Below are 19,681 nucleotides of genomic sequence, written 5' to 3'. Positions count from 1 at the left end.
GCCTTGGCTACCTGATAATCTGATTTGGCCGAAGCCAACCTGACATCGGAGATAACGTCGTTTTGAACCAGCGGCTTCAATCGGTCGACTTCGAGCTGTGCATTTTTAAGTTTGGCTCTGGCGACCTGCTCTGTAGCAACCATGTTATTGAGATTTTCCTGATAAGTAGAGGGGTCTACTTTGAACAGTTTCTGGCCTTTTTGAACAAAAGAACCTTCATCGATATAAATTTCCTGAAGCAGTCCTTCGACCTGTGGGCGGACCTCAACGTTAACTTTACCTTCTATGGTGCCCAAATAATCCTTGATGGTGGTAGCATCTGATTTAGTGACGGTATAGACGGGCAAGGCCACGTTTTTTTCTTTGGTTTTATTTTCTTTTGAAGAACTTGAAGAACAACTTACCTGTGTGGCTAAGGCTGAACAAATCAATAGGGATACTTTAAAAATAGATAATGTTTTTTTCTTCACAATGCTTGATTAATTTTTACGATATATGTGTTGGGTAATATGAATATTACAATATAAACGCCAAATAGTTTAATTATTGTGAAGATTAACATTTGTTAACATCTCAAATTTTAGTTAATAACTGTTCAATTATTAATCAATAATAATGTTTAATAGTTTTAAGTATTTGATAGTTATTGTTTTATAGAGAGGAGTGCATCATATTTTCCCGCCAAAGGAAAATATGATGTTGCTTGCATTGTACCTTAGAATTTAAGGTGCTTCACGGTCAATCCGTTATTGATAAGCTGTTTTAAAGCATCAATACCTATACCGATATGTTCTTCCACATATTTTGCTGTAACTGTTACATCACTGACCGAAGTTTTTACTCCTTCTGGCACCATCGGTTGATCTGAAACTAGCAGTAAAGCACCTGTTGGAATCTTGTTGGCAAATCCGACGCTGAATATCGTTGCGGTTTCCATATCAACGCACATGGCACGGATTGATTTTAAATATTTTTTGAAAGCTTTGTCATGTTCCCAAACCCGTCTATTGGTGGTGTATACCGTTCCAGTCCAGTAATCGCGTTGGTGATCCCGAATTGTAGTGGATATGGCCTTTTGCATGGCGAAGGCAGGTAATGAAGGTACTTCTGGTGGAAAGTAGTCATTAGATGTTCCCTCGCCGCGGATAGCGGCAATTGGAAGAATCAATTCACCTACAGGAATTTTTTTCTTGATACCCCCGGTCTTACCCAAGAATAGAACGGCTTTTGGTGCAATTGCTGATAATAGATCCATAATGGTTGCGGCCATTGGACTTCCCATTCCGAAATTGATAATGGTGATACCTCCGGCAGTGACGGATTGCATCGGTTTGTCTTCCCCGTAAATAGGAGCATTATCATGCATTTCAGAAAACAGGTGGATATATTTTGAAAAGTTCGTTAAAAGGATATACTCCCCAAACTCTTCCAAAGGCCTTCCCGTATAACGGGGAAGCCAGTTGTTCACGATTTCTTCTTTGGTTTTTAAACCTGGTGTGATCGGACTATTTACGGTATTCTTTGCACTTCTCTTTGTTGTCATAGTCATTAAATTTAATTTCTTGAATCTCTTATCTTCCTGTCAACATTCCGTTATGGCTATGTTATTATTGTAATATAAGATTTTTAATTCTTTTCTAAAAAAAAATCCCGTTCAGCGAACGGGATTTTTTTAAGCGACTTTAAGCTTTTTTAAATCGGACTTTTCGAATTTTTTCTTCGCATAGTCCAAGGTAATTTCTAATGCTTTCTGTCCCGTTTGTTCTTTTGTTGACGGAATCTCAAACATGGCATCCAGCATAATGGCTTCGCATATGCTGCGGAGGCCACGGGCTCCAAGTTTAAATTCGTCAGCTTTATCAACAATAAACGTATATACGTCAGGATCAAATTTTAGTTCGATACTTTCGTATTCAAACAACTTCTTATATTGTTTTACCAATGCATTTTTTGGTTCAGTCAAAATGCTCAGTAAAGTTTCCTTATCCAATGGATTTAAGTAAGTCAATACAGGAAGACGGCCAATTAACTCTGGAATTAAACCAAAGTTCTTTAAGTCTTGAGGTGTAATATACTTGTATAGATTGTTCAAGTCAATTTCCTCTTCGTCTTCGTTCATTTTATAACCTACTGTTTGCGTGCGCAGACGGTTTGCAATTTTCTTTTGAATACCGTCGAATGCACCACCACAGATAAATAGAATATTACTTGTATTGACTGCGATCATTTTTTGATCCGGGTGTTTACGGCCGCCTTGCGGTGGAACGTTTACAACCGTACCTTCTAAAATCTTCAATAAAGCTTGCTGCACACCTTCACCCGATACATCTCTTGTAATAGACGGATTGTCGCTTTTACGTGCGATTTTATCAATCTCATCGATATAGATAATACCGCGTTCTGCAGAGGCTACATCATAATCTGCTGCTTGCAATAAACGTGTTAATATACTTTCTACGTCTTCCCCTACATACCCTGCTTCTGTCAATACAGTTGCATCCACAATACAGAAGGGGACGTTGAGTATCTTGGCAACAGTTTTTGCAAGCAAGGTTTTACCTGTACCTGTTTCACCAACGATAATCAAATTGGATTTTTCGATTTCAATCTCGTCTTTATCCACTTTCTGATTTAAACGTTTATAGTGATTATAAACTGCTACTGAAATTACTTTTTTAGCATCATCCTGACCGATTACATATTGATCCAGGTGAGTTTTAATCTCCAAAGGACGGATCAACTTTAAAGCAGTCTGTAAAGTTTTACTTTTTCGTTGTTTTAATTCTTCGGCCAAGATTTCGCCTGCCTGCTGGATACATCTGTCACAGATGTGTGCTCCGTTGCCTGCAATAAGCATCTGGGCTTCATTTTTGCTTATGCCACAAAACGAACAGTGAATGTCTCTATCGTTATTCTTTGCCATTGTTATTTAATAATCTCCTTCTTAGGAAGTAAAATCTCGTCAATCATACCGAATTCTTTGGCTTCATTGGCTCTCATCCAGTAATCGCGATCTGAAGATTTTTCTACCCATTCGTAAGTTTGTCCAGAGTGATCTGAAATAATGGTGTATAATTCTTCTTTCAATTTCATCATCTCACGTAAGTTGATTTCCATATCGGCAGCAACTCCTTGTGCACCACCGGAAGGTTGGTGAATCATGACGCGTGAGTGACGTAAGGCTGCACGTTTGCCTTTTGCACCAGCAACTAAAAGAACAGCTCCCATAGACGCAGCAATACCTGTACAGATCGTCGCTACATCTGGTGTGATATATTGCATGGTATCATAAATTCCTAGTCCAGCGTATACGCTTCCACCTGGTGAATTGATGTAGATTTGGATATCACGTTGTGCATCGGTAGATTGTAGGAACAAGAGCTGTGCCTGAATAATGTTGGCTACCTGATCATCAATACCGCTGCCTAAAAATATGATACGGTCCATCATCAAACGCGAAAACACATCCATTTGAGCAACGTTCAATTGACGTTCTTCAACGATGTAAGGTGTAAGGTTTGTTGGAATGCTTGTCTCTGTACGAGCAATGAAGCTATCAACATGTTGGCTTCCAATACGGTGATGCTTTACTGCATATTTTCTGAATTCGTTTTTATCTATATTCATCTTTTTATTTTTTCTATTCTGTAGGACTAATATAAAACTATATTTTAAAAATCAAATAAATTGAAAAGATGTTTTACATCTACTTTACATTTTTTCGGTGATCCCCTTTCAAGACTTGGGGGACACTGTATCTCCGGATTAATTCTTTATCTATTTCATGCATAGCTCCTTAGTCAATTTCGTTGTAGTTGGGGAGGTCTTCCAAAAATTCGTAAGACGCGTTGATAAAATCAATTTTACAATAGTAATGATTCATGCCATTGCTCACTAATAGGTATGGTATACGATGAACCGTATTATAATTTGCAATTTGCTCAAATACCTGTTGGGTGATTTTTATATGTGGCGCTTTAAACTCGGCTAACACGACCTTATGCCCGCTACTGTTGTAAATCAATAAATCACTTCGTTTCTGAAGGTTATTTAATTTCAATCCGCCTTCAATATGCATCAGTGATTTGGGGTAATTTTTCATGAGCGACAAATAATTGATCCAATGTTGTCTAACCCATTCCTCCGGTGTTAATACCAAGTCCTTTTTTCTGAGCTCATCAAAGATGTAAATCGCATTGTTCTTCTTGGATATTTTAGCTTTAAATGGCGGTAAGTTCAGTGGAGTCGGTGAAAACATACACAAATATACTAAAATATTAGCAAAAGAAATAAATTCGTCAAGTCCGAAGGATGGTGTTTTTTTGACTAGTCTGATTTTTTAGGCCGGGGGAAACCCGAGGTCTGTATTTATGATGCGATTACTTAACGAGATGGTGAAAGTTATGTTGCTAAATGTTCATGGCATTAAATCAATAGTTTAATGTAATCGCGATACATGAGTCAATTATAAAAGCGTAATTTTACGGAGTTACTCGGTTGAATTGCCATTAAAATCGTAATTTTGCTTCGCATAAAAAGCCCATGGTCGAACTCGAAAGACATTTTGATATGTGGTGACATGGGGGTATTTTAGCCTTCGCAGATGGCTTGGATACCGAAAACAAATCTGGGCAACTGATCTATTGCGGACGAATAAATAGACTATATATATGAACATAAATCCGATCTTATCCGATATTAAGAACAGGTCTTTTAAACCAGTGTATTTATTGCAAGGGGAGGAGAGTTATTTCATTGATACCATTGCCGACGCTTTGGAAGCAACCGTATTGAATGATGCGCAGAAAGGCTTTGATCAATCGATTTTTTACGGAAAAGATATCGATATCTCTACGATTGTCAATGCAGCAAAGAGGTATCCTATGCTAAGTGACTATCAGGTGATTATTATCAAGGAGGCACAGGAGCTAAAATGGAAATCGGATACGGAAGAACTGTTGACTAAATACCTGGAACATCTTACACCGACAACCATTCTTGTGTTTTGTTTTAAACATGGGAAATTTGACAAACGCAAAAAGATCTATAAGGTCTTTGAAAAAAAAGGACTAGTTGTTGATGCTGCCAAACTATACGACGATAAGGTGGGCCCTTGGATCGGAGCTTATGTGAAAGATGCCGGCTGGCGCATTCATCCGCAAGCGACGATGATGATTGCGGACTATCTCGGTAATGATCTGTCCAAAGTGTCCAATGAACTTGACAAGCTCATGCTTAATGTTCCAAAGAGTCAAGAGATCAGCATGGAAGATGTTGAACGAAATATTGGTATCTCCAAAGATTATAATGTTTTTGAATTAAATACTGCATTGGCTAAACGTAATGCCCTAAAAGCTTATCAGATCGTTGATTATTTTGTGGCCAACCCCAAAAATAATCCGCTGGTAATGGTCATTGGACAAATTGCCACCTACTTCACGAAGATTCTCAAATACCATTATCTGATCGACAAATCGGTCGCAGCAAAAGAATTGGGGGTACATCCTTTCTTTTTGAAAGAATACGAGCTTGCTGCAAGAAATTACAACCGGCGGAAAACTTTCGATGTGCTCAATGTATTGAAGGAGAGTGATTTAAAATCTAAAGGTGTCAATGTGCCGAGCAATTTCAATAGTGAAGAGATTTTAAAAGAAATGATCTATCGGATACTTAACTAATCCCATCCAACAGCAAGAACACCAGAAATGGTGTTTTTTTTTACACAAATTTAATAATTAAACACTTGTTTAAATTAAACGTTTGTTTAACTTTGTCGCGCATTTAGCGAGAACGTATTTTATAATCGCTATGAATATGCGATTGTATCTTTAAAAGATCGAGGTTTAAAATGGAATTTAACGAGAAACAGATTGATATTCTGCTTGCAGCAGAGCGTCTTTTTGCAACAAAAGGATTTGATGGGACTTCCGTTCGTGATATCGCCAATGAGGCGAATGTGAATGTTGCGATGATCAACTATTATTTTGGATCAAAGGACAAGCTACTGGATACGTTTTTTGAATGGCGTGTTCCTGATTTTATGATCAATGTGGATGAGTTGGCGCTTGTCGATAATGCGTTGGATAAAATTGACGCTATGGTGGATAAATCGTTTAAGTCCATGAACTCGCATCGTAAACTGTATCATATCATCACCATTGAAAGTTCGTTAAAACAACGCATGCTGATCTCGGAGGCTTTTCGCAAACTCAAGCTGCACAATCTTGAAGTGATATCGTCTGTTATCAATGCGGGGGTAGAACAGGGTGTATTCAAAGCGGGTTATGATCCCATCTTGATCCACTCCATGATGATGGGCGTATTTATGAATTTTCAGATGAATCATTGTTTTTTACAGGATCAGTTGCATATCGATAACGATGAGGACTATGCAAATTATATAGAAACAACTTTAACAGAATTTATACAGAAAACAATTAAAGCTTTATTGACATATGAAAAATAAGTTGGCCAATTTGAGTGCTTTATTGCTTTTAAGTCCTATGGGTCTGTTGGCGCAAGACAACAAACACATGACTTTGGAAGAGATAATTCACTTGGCCGCAAATCAAAGCGTGGAAGCAAAGTCTACCGATACGAAGATATTGGGGAGACAGCTCGAAGTCGAAACTGCCAAATCGAAACAGCTTCCTGATGCAAAATTGAGTGGACAATACATGGCTATGACTACTCCAAATGTGAATTTAAAGTTGGCTTTAGGTGAGGGGGGCTCTGCTCCGGATATTGCTGCAAACCAATTGTGGTTGGGACAGGCTTCGGTGAGTATGCCAATCTATACAGGTGGACGTATTAAAGGTGGAATTAATATTGCAAAAGATGTATTAAAAGCCGAGGAATACAACGCTGTAGCAAGTAAAGAACAACTGGCTATACGTGCAGTGAATCTTTATTTAAGTCTTTATAAGGCTCAGCAAACCAACTTGTTGATTGCTGAAAACATCAAGCAGTCTGAGCAGCGTGTTTCGGATTTTAAAGCGATGCTTGACAATGGTTTGATCGCGCGTAACGACCTGTTAAAAGCAGAACTGCAGCTTTCAAATTATCAGGTTTCGCTTCAGGAAGCACAGAAAAATATCAAGGTGCTGAATTATCAATTGGCTAATTTTTTGAAAATTGATGCGGATACGCAGTTGGATCAGATCAATCTGGCTGAGGTGAACGGTGTTGATTTGGGTTTAAAAGCATCTTATGACGCTGCGAAAACCTCGCGTTCTGATGTGAAATCTTTGGAGTCACAACGGTTGGTTGCAGAGGACCAGTTGAAGGTAACAAAAGCATCTACATTGCCACAGGTTTCTGCAACGGCAGGTTATAATGCTTTTGGTTTGCAAAAAGTGGTTACCGTAACAAATGCGGCCATGGTAGGTGTAGGTGTATCCTACGACATCGGTTCACTTTATAAAAACAAAAGAGAAGTGAATGTTGCGAAAAATCATATCAGGGAAATTGATGAGCACATTGAATTATTAAACGATAAGGTGAAAGTGCAGGTTCAACAGGCCAATGAAAACTATATGCTGGCACAAAAGCAGGATGTGGTTTACCATCAGGCGGTGGATCAGGCAGTTGAAAATTATCGTATTACAAAAGATAAGTACGATAATGGTATTGCGGATACGGACGATTTGTTAACGGCCGACGTACAGCAACTTCAAAGCAAGATCAATCTTGCGATCAGCAAAGCAAATACCATTGAAAAATATTACGACCTGCTGTTAGCAAATGGGTCTTTAAACATTAAATAGCAATTAATCTAGACATGGAAAATACAGTAGAAAACGCACCTGAAAAGAAAGGTACAAATAAAAAATTCACAATTATTTTGGCTGCATTGGTCATCTTCGGAGGAGCCTATGGTGCTTATAAATATATGCACGGTCAGGCGCATGAAACGACAGACGATGCGCAGGTAGAGAAAAATATGAGTCCGATCATTCCACGTGTTGGTGGGTTTATCTCGAAAGTGTACGTAAAAGATAATGATTTGGTAAAAAAAGGGGATACGTTGTTCACCATTGAGAGCCAAGATTATCAGGTTCGTGTGGATGAAGCGCTAGCAGCCTTGGCAGCAGCTCAAAGTAGCTTTGATGTTTCAAAGGCAGATGTATCTGCATCTTCGGCGAATGTAGCCATCTCGGATGCAACGATCCAATCTAATTTGGGCAGCATCGATGCAGCACGTATTCGTGCTAAGCAAGCGAATAATGATTATATCCGCTACCAAAACTTATACAACAATCAGTCAATTACGAAACAACAGTATGAGCAGGCATTAACAGCGAAATTGGAAGCTGACAAGCAGGTTGAAATTTTGCAACAACAACGTAACGCCAGTGCTTCACAACGTAATGCAGTCGTGAGTAAGACTACAGTAGCTTCAAAGCAAACTTCTGTTGCTGAGGCAAATATAAAAAGAGCGAATGCGCAACTTGAAGCGGCTAAATTGAACCTTTCTTATACTGCAGTACTTGCTTCTGTGGATGGCCAGGTATCGAATATCAAGGTACAACCAGGGCAGATGGTCAATCCAGGTCAATCTTTGTTCTACATTGTAGATAATATTGAAACTTGGGTCGTTGCTAACTTTAAGGAGACGCAATTGGAAAAAATAAAACCTGGACAAAAAGTCGGTATTAAAGTGGATGCTTATCCTGCTATTGAGTTTGAAGGCGAGGTAAACTCTTTCTCTCCAGCCACTGGTTCACGTTTCTCTTTATTGCCTCCAGATAATGCAACGGGTAACTTTGTAAAGACTGTTCAGCGTTTACCCGTAAAGATCAAATTGACAAAAGACAATAAAGCAGAAAATGTGGCTTTGCTCAGACCGGGCATGAATGCTGACGTAGATGTGCATGTTAAATAACTATGGAAAATTTAAATCAACAAGATAGTCTGGTTGAATATGGTTTTCGTCGCGTTGTAATCACGATTACAGCGGTGCTTTGTGCGCTGTTGGAAATTGTGGATACAACGATTGTCAATGTGGCCCTGAACGATATGAAAGGTTCATTGGGGGCGACGCTGACGGATGTCGCATGGGTTATCACAGCTTATGCAATTGCCAATGTAATTGTGATTCCGATGACCAGCTGGTTGTCCCAACAGTTTGGGCGTAGAAATTACTTTGCGGCTTCTATTATCATATTCACAGTATCTTCATTTTTGTGCGGTAATGCAACCAATATGTGGGAGCTTGTTGCATTTCGCTTTATACAAGGGATGGGTGGGGGAGCCTTACTGGTTACAGCCCAGACTATTATCACGGAAAGTTATCCCAAAGAAAAACGTAGTATGGCCCAAGCTATCTACGGGATGGGCGTCATTGTTGGTCCTACATTAGGGCCGCCGTTGGGTGGGTACATCATCGATAACTTCTCTTGGCCTTATATCTTTTATATCAATGTGCCGCTTGGCATTATTGCGACCTTGTTGACCTTATCTTTTGTACGCAGTCCTAAATACAGTCAAAAGCAGTCTGCTAGGGAAGTGGATTGGTTCGGTATGATATTTTTGATCATGTTTATTGGTTCACTTCAGTTTGTATTGGAACATGGACAACAGGATGACTGGTTTGACGATCCTTTGATTTTAGGCTTATCGATTTTGTCTGTCTTTGGATTACTGTTTTTTATATGGCGGGAGTTGGTGTACGATAAACCGATTGTTAACCTGCGTGTATTGAAGGATAAGAATTTACAGGTGGGTGTGGTGATGAGCTTTATTCTTGGTTTTGGCTTGTTCGGATCGACCTTTATTATTCCAATCTATACGCAGTCGATATTGGGATGGACGGCAACAGATGCGGGTTTGCTCTTGTTACCGAGTTCGATTATGACCGGTATCATGATGCCTTTTATCGGTAAGATGATCCAAAATGGTGTTCCTCAGAAGTATATGGTTGCTTTAGGGCTATGTATCTTTTTTGGCTTTTGTTTTTGGATGTATAGCCTCATGACAAACGATACAGGTTCGGAGCATATGTTTTGGCCATTGATTCTCCGCGGAGTTGGCCTAGGATTGTTGTTTGTGCCTGTTATGACACTGTCTTTATCAACATTACATGGTAAGTCAATCGGTGAAGGAGCTGCTTTTACAGGGATGATGCGTCAATTGGGTGGTTCATTTGGAATTGCTTTGATTACGACATTTATCGCCCGTGATAGCCAAAAACACCGTGTTGATCTGGTAGCTAATTTAGATCCAAGTAAGTTTGATGTGCAACAACGGGTGCAGCAATTGCAGATGAGTTTTCAGGCGAAAGGTTTTTCACCTAATGAGGCTTTGGCCAAAGCGCATCAAATATTAGACTTGAGTGTGATGAAACAAGCAACAGTGCTATCTTACATGGATGTGTTCCTGTACCTCGGGGTTGTCTTTCTGATTTGTGTCCCTTTTGTATTGATGATCAAACAGGGGAAAACACAGATCGATATGTCCAGTGTACATTAATATTGGATTCGTCTGCTGCGCTGTTATCATAGTGCACCATCAGTGAAGAACAATTTATCGTTCAATCAGAAGTCCTCAAAAGTGTTTAACTTTTGAGGACTTTTTTTGTGCACGTTCTTTTGTGGTAGAAAATCACGTTGAGTTGGCATTTCTTTTTGAGTTGGCGTTTGTTATTGTAGGGGCGTTAGAAAGCATACATTTTTGTCCATTGAAAAACCTGATTTAAAATTGATTGTTTAATAATAAAGAGTTTGGAAGAATTGATCTTTTGGCATCAGAAAAGATGGTTCTTGTTGAATTGCGATTAAGGTAGATTTTTTGTCTTCAAAATAGCGACTGCATGTATACAGAAAAACTTAATTTTTTGGCGTTTATCATTCCCTTATTTTTAATCTTGATGGTGTTGGAATATTGGTATAGCCTCAAAAAACAGAAACGTTTTTATTCTTTTGATGAATCGATCTCAAATCTCAATGTTGGTATCGTCGAGCGTATGTGTGATATGTTTTCTGTTAGTTTATTTTACTTTTTTTTCGTTTGGGTGTATCAAAACTTTGCGATATTTCGCATTGAAGCGAATGTTTGGACCTGGGTTATACTTTTTCTATTTACAGATTTTCTCTGGTATTGGTATCATCGCTATAGCCATGAAATAAACTTGTTGTGGGCAGCTCATGTTGTACATCACCAAAGTGAAGATTATAACTTTACCGTAGCAGCCCGGATCACAATATTTCAAGCCGTTTTCCGTTCGTTATTTTGGGCTTTTATTCCCCTTTTGGGATTCCCTCCCTTTATGATGACCACTATTTTGTTGATTCATGGCGTATATCCATTTTTCTCCCATACGTAGACCGTAGGAAATTTGGGGATTTTGGAGCGTGTATTTGTAACGCCATCTCACCACCGGGTGCATCATAGCAGCAATGAAATCTATTTGGATAAAAATTATGGAGATATCCTGATTATTTGGGACAAGCTATTCGGAACATTTATCCCGGAACAAAAAGAAGAACCTTGTGTCTATGGACTCACAAAGCCCATTCATCGCTACACTTTTCTATGGCAGCATTTTCATTATTTATTTGAAATTGGTCTATCATTTAAGCGGGCCGAAGGATTTAAAAACAAAATGCGGACTATATTTGGTAGGCCTGACGATATACAGCCTGAAATTCGAGAAGAACTGGAAGAGCGCATATTCGCAGGAGCTAGGCCACAAGTTCATGCACAGGTATTAAGCCGCTATATCTTTTTTCAGTCCATGCTGACGATGCTCCTGCTTTTCTTTTTTTTGCTTTATGGTAATTATCAGCAACTCATACAACTCCTTATTGGCGGAGGATTTATTCTCTGTAGCGTCATTTGTATTGGGGGACTTCTAGAACATGAAGACTGGGTTTTTCCACTTGAGATGCTTCGGCTATTCTTATTACTACTGTATATCAGTCTAACTTTTTATTCACCATTGGGGCTTGTTTTGGTAGGATGTTTCGCTTTGATTCAATTGATTTTTTATAAAACATTAGCAGGTCACTATAAAAAAGTTTTGCGTCTTGAAAGATGTTGAAAATTGCATTCTGAAAAGCCATTCCCTCTGAATGATAGATGCGGTCAAATTTATGAAGTGTTACTGTCAATTATTGGCCTGCTGCTGTAATTAAGTCCGCAAATGATTGACAATAGGATCTGGCCATAATATCCCAGCTATATTGTTTTAGGGTATTTTGTTTAAATTGTAGGCTCAGGCTTTTATAATGGACTGGATTTGCTAAAATGGCTTGAAGTTGTTCAATCCATGCATTTTGGTTTTTGCTTGCCAGGAGCAGGCCATTGCAATTATGTGTCACGGCGCTTGTAATTCCTTCTAATTCGGCGGCCACAACAATGGTGCCTGCTGTAGAAGCCTCCAAACAGACGAGCCCAAAGCCTTCCATATCTCCGGGCACTTCAATATTGGGCATCAAGAAGGCCTGTGCGTTGGTCAAGAGGCTTTGTAGTTGTTCGAATGGCACTTTTCCAAGATGTTCAATTTTTTCGGGGTACGCTTTCAGTAATTTTCTGATCTCCCCCTGATCGGTCGGAAATCCGAGGAATAAGGTGATTAAATGATTTATCTTTTTGGGTATAAGCTGCAATAGGCGTTCTTTCCATGTAGGCTCGTGATCGAATGGACCTACCATCAGTAATTTGAAATCACCCTGGATAGCGGGAATGACATGTTTCATCAACCACGAGAAGCCCTTCCGTTTAACAGGGCGTCCCAAAGTGATAAAATAGGGCTTGCTTTGGCAGGCTGATTCATTGTTTGCAGTGGAGTGGTGTATCGGATCTACACCGTTGGGTATAACAATAATTTTGGATGGATCGATACCACGTAACTGGGCGGCGTCGGCGGTAGCTTGGCTAACCGCAATAAGCTGATCAAATGTATTAAACCGCGGTATGATCTTACGTTGAAAATAGCGAAAGGGAAATACAATATCCAGTCCGTGAAGCGTGGCAACTCGTTTTAAATGGGAATATCCTTTGTGAAAAGAGGCTAAAGACGCAATTAAACCATCATTAAAGTGAATAAGCTTGATGCCGGGGTTATCGTTAATTTTGGCTAGAATTCGGCGATTCAGCTGGAAGAAGAAAGCTAAAAGAGGTTCCCGGTTGTCATAGACTAAGGTGTGTACCTTCAAGTAAAGAGCCGCAGTATTGATCAGTTCAAAGCTTTGTTTTTCCATACCGCCAACACTTGGGGGATATTTGTGGCTGACAAATAGTATTTCTATTTCAGATGGATACATGTACTGGTTTCCTTTTGATGCATAGATAAAATATAAAACCCAACGCTACCCAGATGAGCTGTCGGCCGCGACGTAATAATGAAGCACTGAGCCAAATACTACCCCCAGTAATACCGATCATATGGAGTAGGAGCTTATTGGCGATTTCTTCAATACCCAGTTGCCCTGGAATAAAAGCACCGATGCTTTTCAGCACAATGACACTCATATCTACTATTAAACCATGTATTGGTTGTACTGCAACACCCAAAAATTTTAGAATATAATAGAATTCAAGGCTGCCAATAATCCAATGTAGTGCAAAAAGTAAGTAAGAATACCAAAAAACCTTATTTTGATGCCGATAAAAGTCTTTTACGTTCCAAAGTAGTGACTGAAAATGCGCTTTTGCTTTTCCAAAAAGTGTTGCTGTTGAAGCCTTGGTTTGCGAGGGACTTTTTGCAACCATTAACCAATAAAATATCAGGATCATCAAAAGGAACAAAAATAGACAGATAATATATATTACCGGGCCTGCGTAGCGTATAATTTCATTTTTTAAGGGAGAAAATACCAACCAAAGCATCGCAATCAAAAAGAGTGTCAATTGAGACAGTACGGCGGTAATACGGGATATTGCAACTGAATTCAATCCTTCTTTTAAGGGGATGTCATAACGGGTTATCAATTGTGCCTTTAATAAATCACCACCTATAATGCTTGTAGGGTTGAATAGTCCAACGGTTTCCCCGATTTGACGGATGGCAAAGAGTTCGATCAGATTGACCTTCTTTTTTGCGGAGCCCAAGCATATCCACCAAGCTAATGTGCCAACAAAATAGGCCGCGAAAGTCGTAAACAAAATAATTATAAAGCGATAACCAACGGAGGAGAGCTCTTTTTTCAAGGCATTTAAGTCGCTTTTCGCTAAAAAGACAGTTATGGACGCCAGAATCAAAAATAGAAAAATACCTTTGATGAGTTGGCTTGGGTTTGTTAGTTTGCCCATGCCAAATCGACTTCCTGTGTTTTGTCAATCAATAGTTCAATGTCATTAAAATAGCACCCAGATAGTCTATTCCAATCCAGTTGTCCGACATAGGATAGACCTTCATTGATGAGATTCTTTTTTAGGCTCACGTCAGAGAGAATTTTTTTGAGGTAGTAAACATATCCAGCTGCATTTTCAGGTTGACACTTAAATCCATTTTTCCCGTGCTGAATCAAGGAAGCCGAACCCCCACCATCGGCGATAACACAAGGAAGTCCGGATGCCAATGCTTCGACAACGACATTTCCGTACGTTTCTGAGACCGACGGAAAAACAAAGGCATCTGCCGAAGCATATAGAATTGCAAGCTCATCATGGCTTTTCTTTCCTAAGAAAATGGCATTAGGCATCTCTTGCATTGCAATTATTTTGGCTGTTCCTTCACCGACAACAATGAAATTATAGTTAAGATTCTGAGCTTGTATCTGTTGATAGATTTCGATAAGCGTTTTAATATTTTTTTCCCAGACGATACGACTGACAAAGAGGATTGTTGGTTTGTTATTCTTTGTGATAGTCTGCAGCTGAGATAGATTCTTTTTATTGGGGTTAAACAAGGCTGTGTCTATTCCTCTTTGCCACAGTTTTAATCCTTCTTGTTGTAATCCGATCTGCTGTAATTCGTTTAGAATAGATTTGGTGGGTACATAGACAATATCACATTTGTTATAAAAGTTATTCATTGCTTTTTTCATCCATTGTTCAGTTGGCTTGACCAAGGGGAGTATGTTTTTGAAATAATAGGCAATGTATGAAATGAAGTGTGTATGATATATCGTAAGGACAGGAATACCTTTTCGTTTGGCATAATTTAATGCAAAAAAGCCTAAAAGCGAAGGCGTTGCAATATGGATCATGTCGGGAGCAAATTTATCTAAGGCGAGCTCAAGTTTCTTTTTAATAAGCTGAGGAATAGCGAGACAATAATCGTCGTTGACCGGTATTTTGAACGTGGGTACCTTGTAAGAATGAAAATTGCGAAATTGCGTAGGGCCGCCACCATAAATAAAAAAATAGTTGAATTTCTGCTGGTCTATACGGTTTATTAGCTGAAACATTGTCCGTGATGCACCGTCAAAATCCTCGACGAGTATCTCTGTAAAGAAGGCTACCTTTCTCATGTTATTCTTATTAGGGGTTGTATAAAAATAGCTGAAAGCTGTAACTCCTATGCTATGCAGGTATTAACCTTTTGTCATTATAGTGTTTATAAATTATTAGTTTTTAATAATTTGTGCATAATTATTAAAAATAGAATTAATTGAATATGATAATAGAGCTAATGTTGGCGCAGTAGCTTTGGAGTGAACGAAATATTCAATCCATGCTATTAGATCTATTGTTCGAAAAAAAAATTAGACCTAAGGGTTTTCGAAAGATTGTCATCTTATTTATTTGTGCGTCTGCCGGTGTTATGCTGGGTTTTAAGTTGAAGCCAAAACAACAGCCAAAGCTCAGTAATGCTGTGTATGCAGCTATGCCGGAAGCGACTTACGGAAAGCTAAATTTGTTAACGTACAATATAGCTGGCCTTCCTGAATTGATTTCCAGTGCTGTAACCGAGCGGTCTTCCAGTATTACGTCGATCGGCAATCGGATCAATGGGTTTGATATTGTCAATGTGCAGGAAGATTTTAACTACAACAAGTTCCTCTACAGCGAAAATAAGCATAGCTACCGAACGGCAAATATGGGAGGGGTACCTTTTGGGGACGGACTGAGCACACTTTCAAAATATCCTATTGTTGAGTTTGAGCGGGTAGGCTGGACTGATTGCAATGGTGCAGATTGTCTGACTCCAAAAGGCTTTTCTTATGCTCGAATTCAATTGGCCAAAGACGTATTTATTGATGTTTATAATGTACATGCGACTGCTCAGGATGATCCGAATGCAACGATTGCCCGGCAGAAGAATATGAATCAGCTAAAGGCCTATATTAAAAAGTATTCGGCTGACAGACCACTTTTGATTATGGGCGACTTTAATGCACATTATGCTTATGAGCTGGATAACATCGGTTCTTTTCAGAAGGACTTAGGTTTGGTAGATGCATGGGTAAGTTTACGCAATAAAGGTAATATTCCTGGGCATCAAGTGAATTTTGAAGCGAAAACAGCATTGGAGTTGACAGAGGATTGCGAAGGTATTGATAAAATTTACTATCGCAATAACCATCATTTGCTATTTGAGGCAAAGAATTATCAGGTTCAAAAAAAGCTTTTTCAAAACGAAAAGGGACAGGATTTATCCGACCATTGTGCGGTGTCCTTACAATTAGGTTGGCGTGTTGTCAAGCCTTCGGTTCAATAAAGTAAAACTTTCTCAATTCTTTCATATCAATCGCGATTAGCACTGAACCCCTCAGTGCTTTTTTATTGCGCATCAAAAAAGCCCCATAAAATGAATTATGGAGCCTTTATTAAATTGGGATAAATTATCTTATTTATACATTTCTTCACGTTGTGCTTTCACCACATCGCTATTAATGTATTCATCGTAAGTCATCAATTTGTCGATGATACCTTTCGGCGTCAATTCGATGATTCTATTTGCAACAGTTTCAGTCAATTCGTGGTCACGGGATGTGAACAACATTGATCCTTTAAAATCAGACATTCCATTGTTCAATGCAGTGATAGATTCCAAATCCAAGTGGTTGGTTGGTTCATCAAAGATTAGGAAGTTGGCACCTTGAAGCATCATGCGAGAAAACATACAACGCATTTTTTCTCCCCCTGAAAGTACAGATACTTTCTTCATAACTTCTTCTCCAGAGAACAACATTTTCCCTAAAAATCCGCGTATAAATTGTTCGTCTGCCTCTGGGTTAGTTGTATAGTCTCTCAACCAATCGACCAAATTATCACTTTTTCCTTCGAAGAATGCGGCATTTTCAATCGGCATATCGGCAGGAGTGATGGTAACGCCCCATTTGAATTCGCCACTGAAATCGGTGTCTCTACCAGTTATAATATCATAAAATGCTGTGGTAACCAATGAATTTGGACCTAGAACAGCGATTTTATCGCCTTTATTAATCATAAAGGTAATATCCTTGAAGAATACCTCACCATTGACCGTTTTGCTTAATCCTTCGACTTGCAGCGTTTGATCTCCTGGTTCACGATTCATGGTATTGAACATGATGGCAGGATATTTACGGTTGGACGGTTTAATCTCGTCAATATTAATTTTATCCAATGCTTTCTTACGAGAAGTAGCTTGTTTGGATTTGGAAGCGTTGGCAGAGAAGCGACGGATAAATTCCTGAAGTTCTTTCACTTTATCTTCCATTTTCTTGTTTTGATCAGAACGTTGCTTTAACGCTAATTGAGAAGATTCGTACCAGAACGAGTAGTTACCCGTATAGATTGTCATCTTACCAAAATCAATATCCACCGTATGCGTACATACAGCATCCAAGAAGTGACGGTCGTGGGATACAACTAAGACGATTGCCTCGTAACTCGCTAAAAAATCCTCTAACCATGCGATGGTATTAATATCCAAATCATTGGTAGGCTCATCGAGAATCAAAATATCTGGTTTGCCAAATAATGCTTGCGCTAAGAGTACGCGGACTTTTTGGTTACCGTCAATTTCAGAAACTAACTTATAATGTAGTTCTTCTTTAATGCCCAAACTGCTCAATAAAGTTGCGGCATTAGATTCGGCATTCCATCCATCCATTTCAGCAAAAAGACTTTCCAGTTCGCCAGCACGTTCGCCGTCGGCATCAGAGAAATCCTCTTTCATGTAAATGGCATCTTTCTCTTTCATGATTTTGTAAAGCTCTTGGTTACCCATCATGACAGTTTCAAGAACAGTAAACTCATCGAAAGCATAGTGATCCTGACTTAAAACAGACATGCGTTCGCCTGGCGTGAATGCCACTGAACCTGTCGAAGGATCAACTTCCCCTGAGATAATTTTTAAGAAAGTAGATTTACCTGCTCCATTAGCGCCAATAATACCGTAACAGTTTCCAGGTGTGAATTTTAGATTGACATCTTCGAATAGTACACGTTTACCAAAACGAAGGGAGAGATTTGACACATTAATCATGCTGCAAAGATACGTTTTAATATTGTATTTTTAACTATTTACGGTGATCAGTTTCAGGAGAAATTGAAGAGAGTAATGTTGGGGAAATCAACTGTTTTTAGCTTCTTTGGCGAACCTGTATGCGCTGAAATTTCAATGGATGGAGAGGATCTTTGAAATGAAGCGTGAAATCCAGCAATGTGTGCAAATTATGAATTAATAAATTATAAATATTGTGCTGGTGATTTAAATTGGCTTCTTTTTTGTGGACAAGAGCTGAAATGAAATCAATTATGAAAAGAAATAGAATAACGGGTGTCGTTATACTTGCAGTTGCTTTTTTATTTAATATCCAAGGAGCCTCGGCTCAATTTGGAGGGCTATTGGATAAGGCAAGCAAAGCCGTTGCTTCCAAGGGAAGCAAGGTACTTGGGCTGGATAAACTTTTAAAAGAGCCCGAAGCGATTAGTACAAGTTTTGAAGATGTAAATAGGAAAGGGGAGCAAATGCCAGATTTTCAAAATACGGCTGTTTATAAACCTTTACAAAATTTGCAAAAGAATGGCAATGATGGTTACTTATTGGAGGCTGGACATTTTGAAATGACCAATAAGAGTTATTGCTTGAAAGCGGGTACTTTTGCGCCTTCGAAAGGTGATGGATATATGTATGCACCTACATTAGGCAAGAAGAGAGACGTGGTCATTGCAATTTTGAAAAGCGCTGAAAAGCATCCTGAAGTTGCACAATCAGATATACAGATGCTATTGTGGACGATCATTGCGAAGACAAAATTTATTGATTATTCGGGTCCGGTGAAAGAAACAGCTTTAAAATTGCTTACAGCTGAACAAATTTTACATTTGGAAGGTGGTGCACTCGGCGTTTTGCCATTTGACGTTGTCCAAAAGGCAAAAGACCAGATGCCACCGGCAGTACAGACAATCTTTGAAGCAGAAAATAATATTCGGCAGCTCGTTTCCTCAGGAAACTATTCGTACGCTGATTTTGAACAATATGCGATCTTAGCTGGTATGGCTGAGCCTCGTACGGACGTGCCAAGTGGTATTTGGACGCTTCATCCTGATGGTTATTATGTTCGTTATTATCCAAGTGGTTATGCGGTTACTAAAGTTCAGGTGTATGTCCCTCAAGAACTGATTACAAAGTTGAATGGTAAGAAGCTTGTATACGATGCAACAGATGATATTGCCTGTCCGGCAAATACGGGGTCGCAACGATTAGCACAAACGAATGAACCGATTCGTGATTAATATGTCGAGTCATTGAAAGTTTGATGGGAAGTGAAGGGGATATGGAAGGAAATTTAATGAATAAGGG

16 protein-coding genes and 1 pseudogene are annotated in these 19,681 nt (G+C 39.1%); 8 read left to right on the top strand and 9 right to left on the bottom strand.

The genetic code is table 11. From position 1 onward, the window contains the following. The 5 genes from B2X72_RS00120 to B2X72_RS00100 all read right to left on the bottom strand — a co-directional run. The coding region (locus tag B2X72_RS00120) for an efflux RND transporter periplasmic adaptor subunit (RefSeq protein ID WP_286847971.1) at window positions 1-470 on the bottom strand (470 nt) is incomplete at its 3' end. Window positions 471-715: 245 nt separating this feature from the next. Further along, window positions 716-1,549, bottom strand: coding sequence for an AMP nucleosidase (locus tag B2X72_RS00115; RefSeq protein ID WP_198385934.1), 834 nt, complete (start codon window positions 1,547-1,549; stop codon window positions 716-718). A 123-nt stretch (window positions 1,550-1,672) separates the two neighbouring features. Next, window positions 1,673-2,923, bottom strand: a complete 1,251-nt coding sequence (clpX, locus tag B2X72_RS00110) for an ATP-dependent Clp protease ATP-binding subunit ClpX (RefSeq protein WP_286736140.1) — start codon at window positions 2,921-2,923, stop codon at window positions 1,673-1,675. A gap of 2 nt (window positions 2,924-2,925) precedes the next feature. Continuing rightward, on the bottom strand, window positions 2,926-3,627 hold the full coding sequence (gene clpP / locus B2X72_RS00105; RefSeq protein ID WP_046674530.1) for an ATP-dependent Clp endopeptidase proteolytic subunit ClpP: 702 nt from the start codon (window positions 3,625-3,627) through the stop codon (window positions 2,926-2,928). A 169-nt stretch (window positions 3,628-3,796) separates the two neighbouring features. Beyond that, window positions 3,797-4,258 carry a type I restriction enzyme HsdR N-terminal domain-containing protein gene (locus tag B2X72_RS00100; RefSeq protein ID WP_075993269.1) on the bottom strand — a complete coding sequence of 154 codons (462 nt, stop codon included), beginning with the start codon at window positions 4,256-4,258 and terminating at the stop codon, window positions 3,797-3,799. Between the two features lie 412 nt (window positions 4,259-4,670). On the opposite strand from B2X72_RS00100, the gene holA reads away from it, so the two are divergent. The 6 genes and pseudogenes from holA (at window position 4,671) to B2X72_RS00070 (ending at window position 12,040) form a co-directional block, all read left to right on the top strand. Continuing rightward, window positions 4,671-5,678 (top strand): DNA polymerase III subunit delta, encoded by a 1,008-nt coding sequence (holA, locus tag B2X72_RS00095; protein ID WP_145327048.1) that lies wholly within the window; start codon window positions 4,671-4,673, stop codon window positions 5,676-5,678. Window positions 5,679-5,848: 170 nt separating this feature from the next. After that, window positions 5,849-6,466 carry a TetR/AcrR family transcriptional regulator gene (locus tag B2X72_RS00090; RefSeq protein WP_075993267.1) on the top strand — a complete coding sequence of 206 codons (618 nt, stop codon included), beginning with the start codon at window positions 5,849-5,851 and terminating at the stop codon, window positions 6,464-6,466. Beyond that, complete coding sequence (locus B2X72_RS00085; RefSeq protein WP_088162119.1) at window positions 6,456-7,766, top strand: TolC family protein; 1,311 nt, start codon at window positions 6,456-6,458, stop codon at window positions 7,764-7,766. The genes B2X72_RS00090 and B2X72_RS00085 overlap by 11 nt, the downstream gene beginning before the upstream one ends. A 14-nt stretch (window positions 7,767-7,780) precedes the next feature. Next, on the top strand, window positions 7,781-8,884 hold the full coding sequence (locus tag B2X72_RS00080) for an HlyD family secretion protein (RefSeq protein WP_088162118.1): 1,104 nt from the start codon (window positions 7,781-7,783) through the stop codon (window positions 8,882-8,884). Window positions 8,885-8,886: 2 nt separating this feature from the next. Next, window positions 8,887-10,470, top strand: a complete 1,584-nt coding sequence (locus B2X72_RS00075; protein WP_120332704.1) for an MDR family MFS transporter — start codon at window positions 8,887-8,889, stop codon at window positions 10,468-10,470. 340 nt (window positions 10,471-10,810) lie between these two features. Continuing rightward, a pseudogene (locus B2X72_RS00070) lies at window positions 10,811-12,040 on the top strand (sterol desaturase family protein). A 70-nt stretch (window positions 12,041-12,110) separates the two neighbouring features. Here the strand turns inward: B2X72_RS00070 and B2X72_RS00065 are convergent. The 3 genes from B2X72_RS00065 to B2X72_RS00055 are packed head-to-tail and all read right to left on the bottom strand — an operon-like array spanning window position 12,111 to window position 15,416. Next, on the bottom strand, window positions 12,111-13,202 hold the full coding sequence (locus B2X72_RS00065) for a glycosyltransferase family 4 protein (RefSeq protein ID WP_158638783.1): 1,092 nt from the start codon (window positions 13,200-13,202) through the stop codon (window positions 12,111-12,113). A 49-nt stretch (window positions 13,203-13,251) separates the two neighbouring features. Continuing rightward, window positions 13,252-14,253 (bottom strand): lysylphosphatidylglycerol synthase transmembrane domain-containing protein, encoded by a 1,002-nt coding sequence (locus B2X72_RS00060; RefSeq protein ID WP_145327050.1) that lies wholly within the window; start codon window positions 14,251-14,253, stop codon window positions 13,252-13,254. Further along, a complete protein-coding gene (locus B2X72_RS00055) occupies window positions 14,241-15,416 on the bottom strand; it encodes a glycosyltransferase family 4 protein (RefSeq protein WP_145327051.1) in 1,176 nt (391 codons plus the stop codon). Before B2X72_RS00055 ends, B2X72_RS00060 begins: the two co-directional genes overlap by 13 nt. Before the next feature lie 203 nt (window positions 15,417-15,619). Between B2X72_RS00055 and B2X72_RS00050 the strand changes: the two genes are divergently transcribed. After that, window positions 15,620-16,606, top strand: a complete 987-nt coding sequence (locus B2X72_RS00050) for an endonuclease/exonuclease/phosphatase family protein (protein WP_145327052.1) — start codon at window positions 15,620-15,622, stop codon at window positions 16,604-16,606. Window positions 16,607-16,735: 129 nt separating this feature from the next. Here B2X72_RS00050 and B2X72_RS00045 read toward each other — a convergent pair whose 3' ends face one another. Continuing rightward, entirely contained in the window at window positions 16,736-18,361 is a 1,626-nt protein-coding gene (locus B2X72_RS00045) for an ABC-F family ATP-binding cassette domain-containing protein (protein ID WP_088162112.1), read from the bottom strand. Window positions 18,362-18,633: 272 nt separating this feature from the next. Here B2X72_RS00045 and B2X72_RS00040 point away from each other — a divergent pair, with 272 nt between their 5' ends. Next, a complete protein-coding gene (locus B2X72_RS00040; RefSeq protein ID WP_145327053.1) occupies window positions 18,634-19,614 on the top strand; it encodes a hypothetical protein in 981 nt (326 codons plus the stop codon). Window positions 19,615-19,681: the final 67 nt, after the last annotated feature.

Source organism: Sphingobacterium sp. UBA7253, assembly GCF_002472745.1.
Taxonomy (GTDB): domain Bacteria; phylum Bacteroidota; class Bacteroidia; order Sphingobacteriales; family Sphingobacteriaceae; genus Sphingobacterium; species Sphingobacterium siyangense.
The sequence above is the reverse complement of the archived record's forward strand: the minus strand, read 5'-3'. Positions and strand labels throughout refer to the sequence as shown.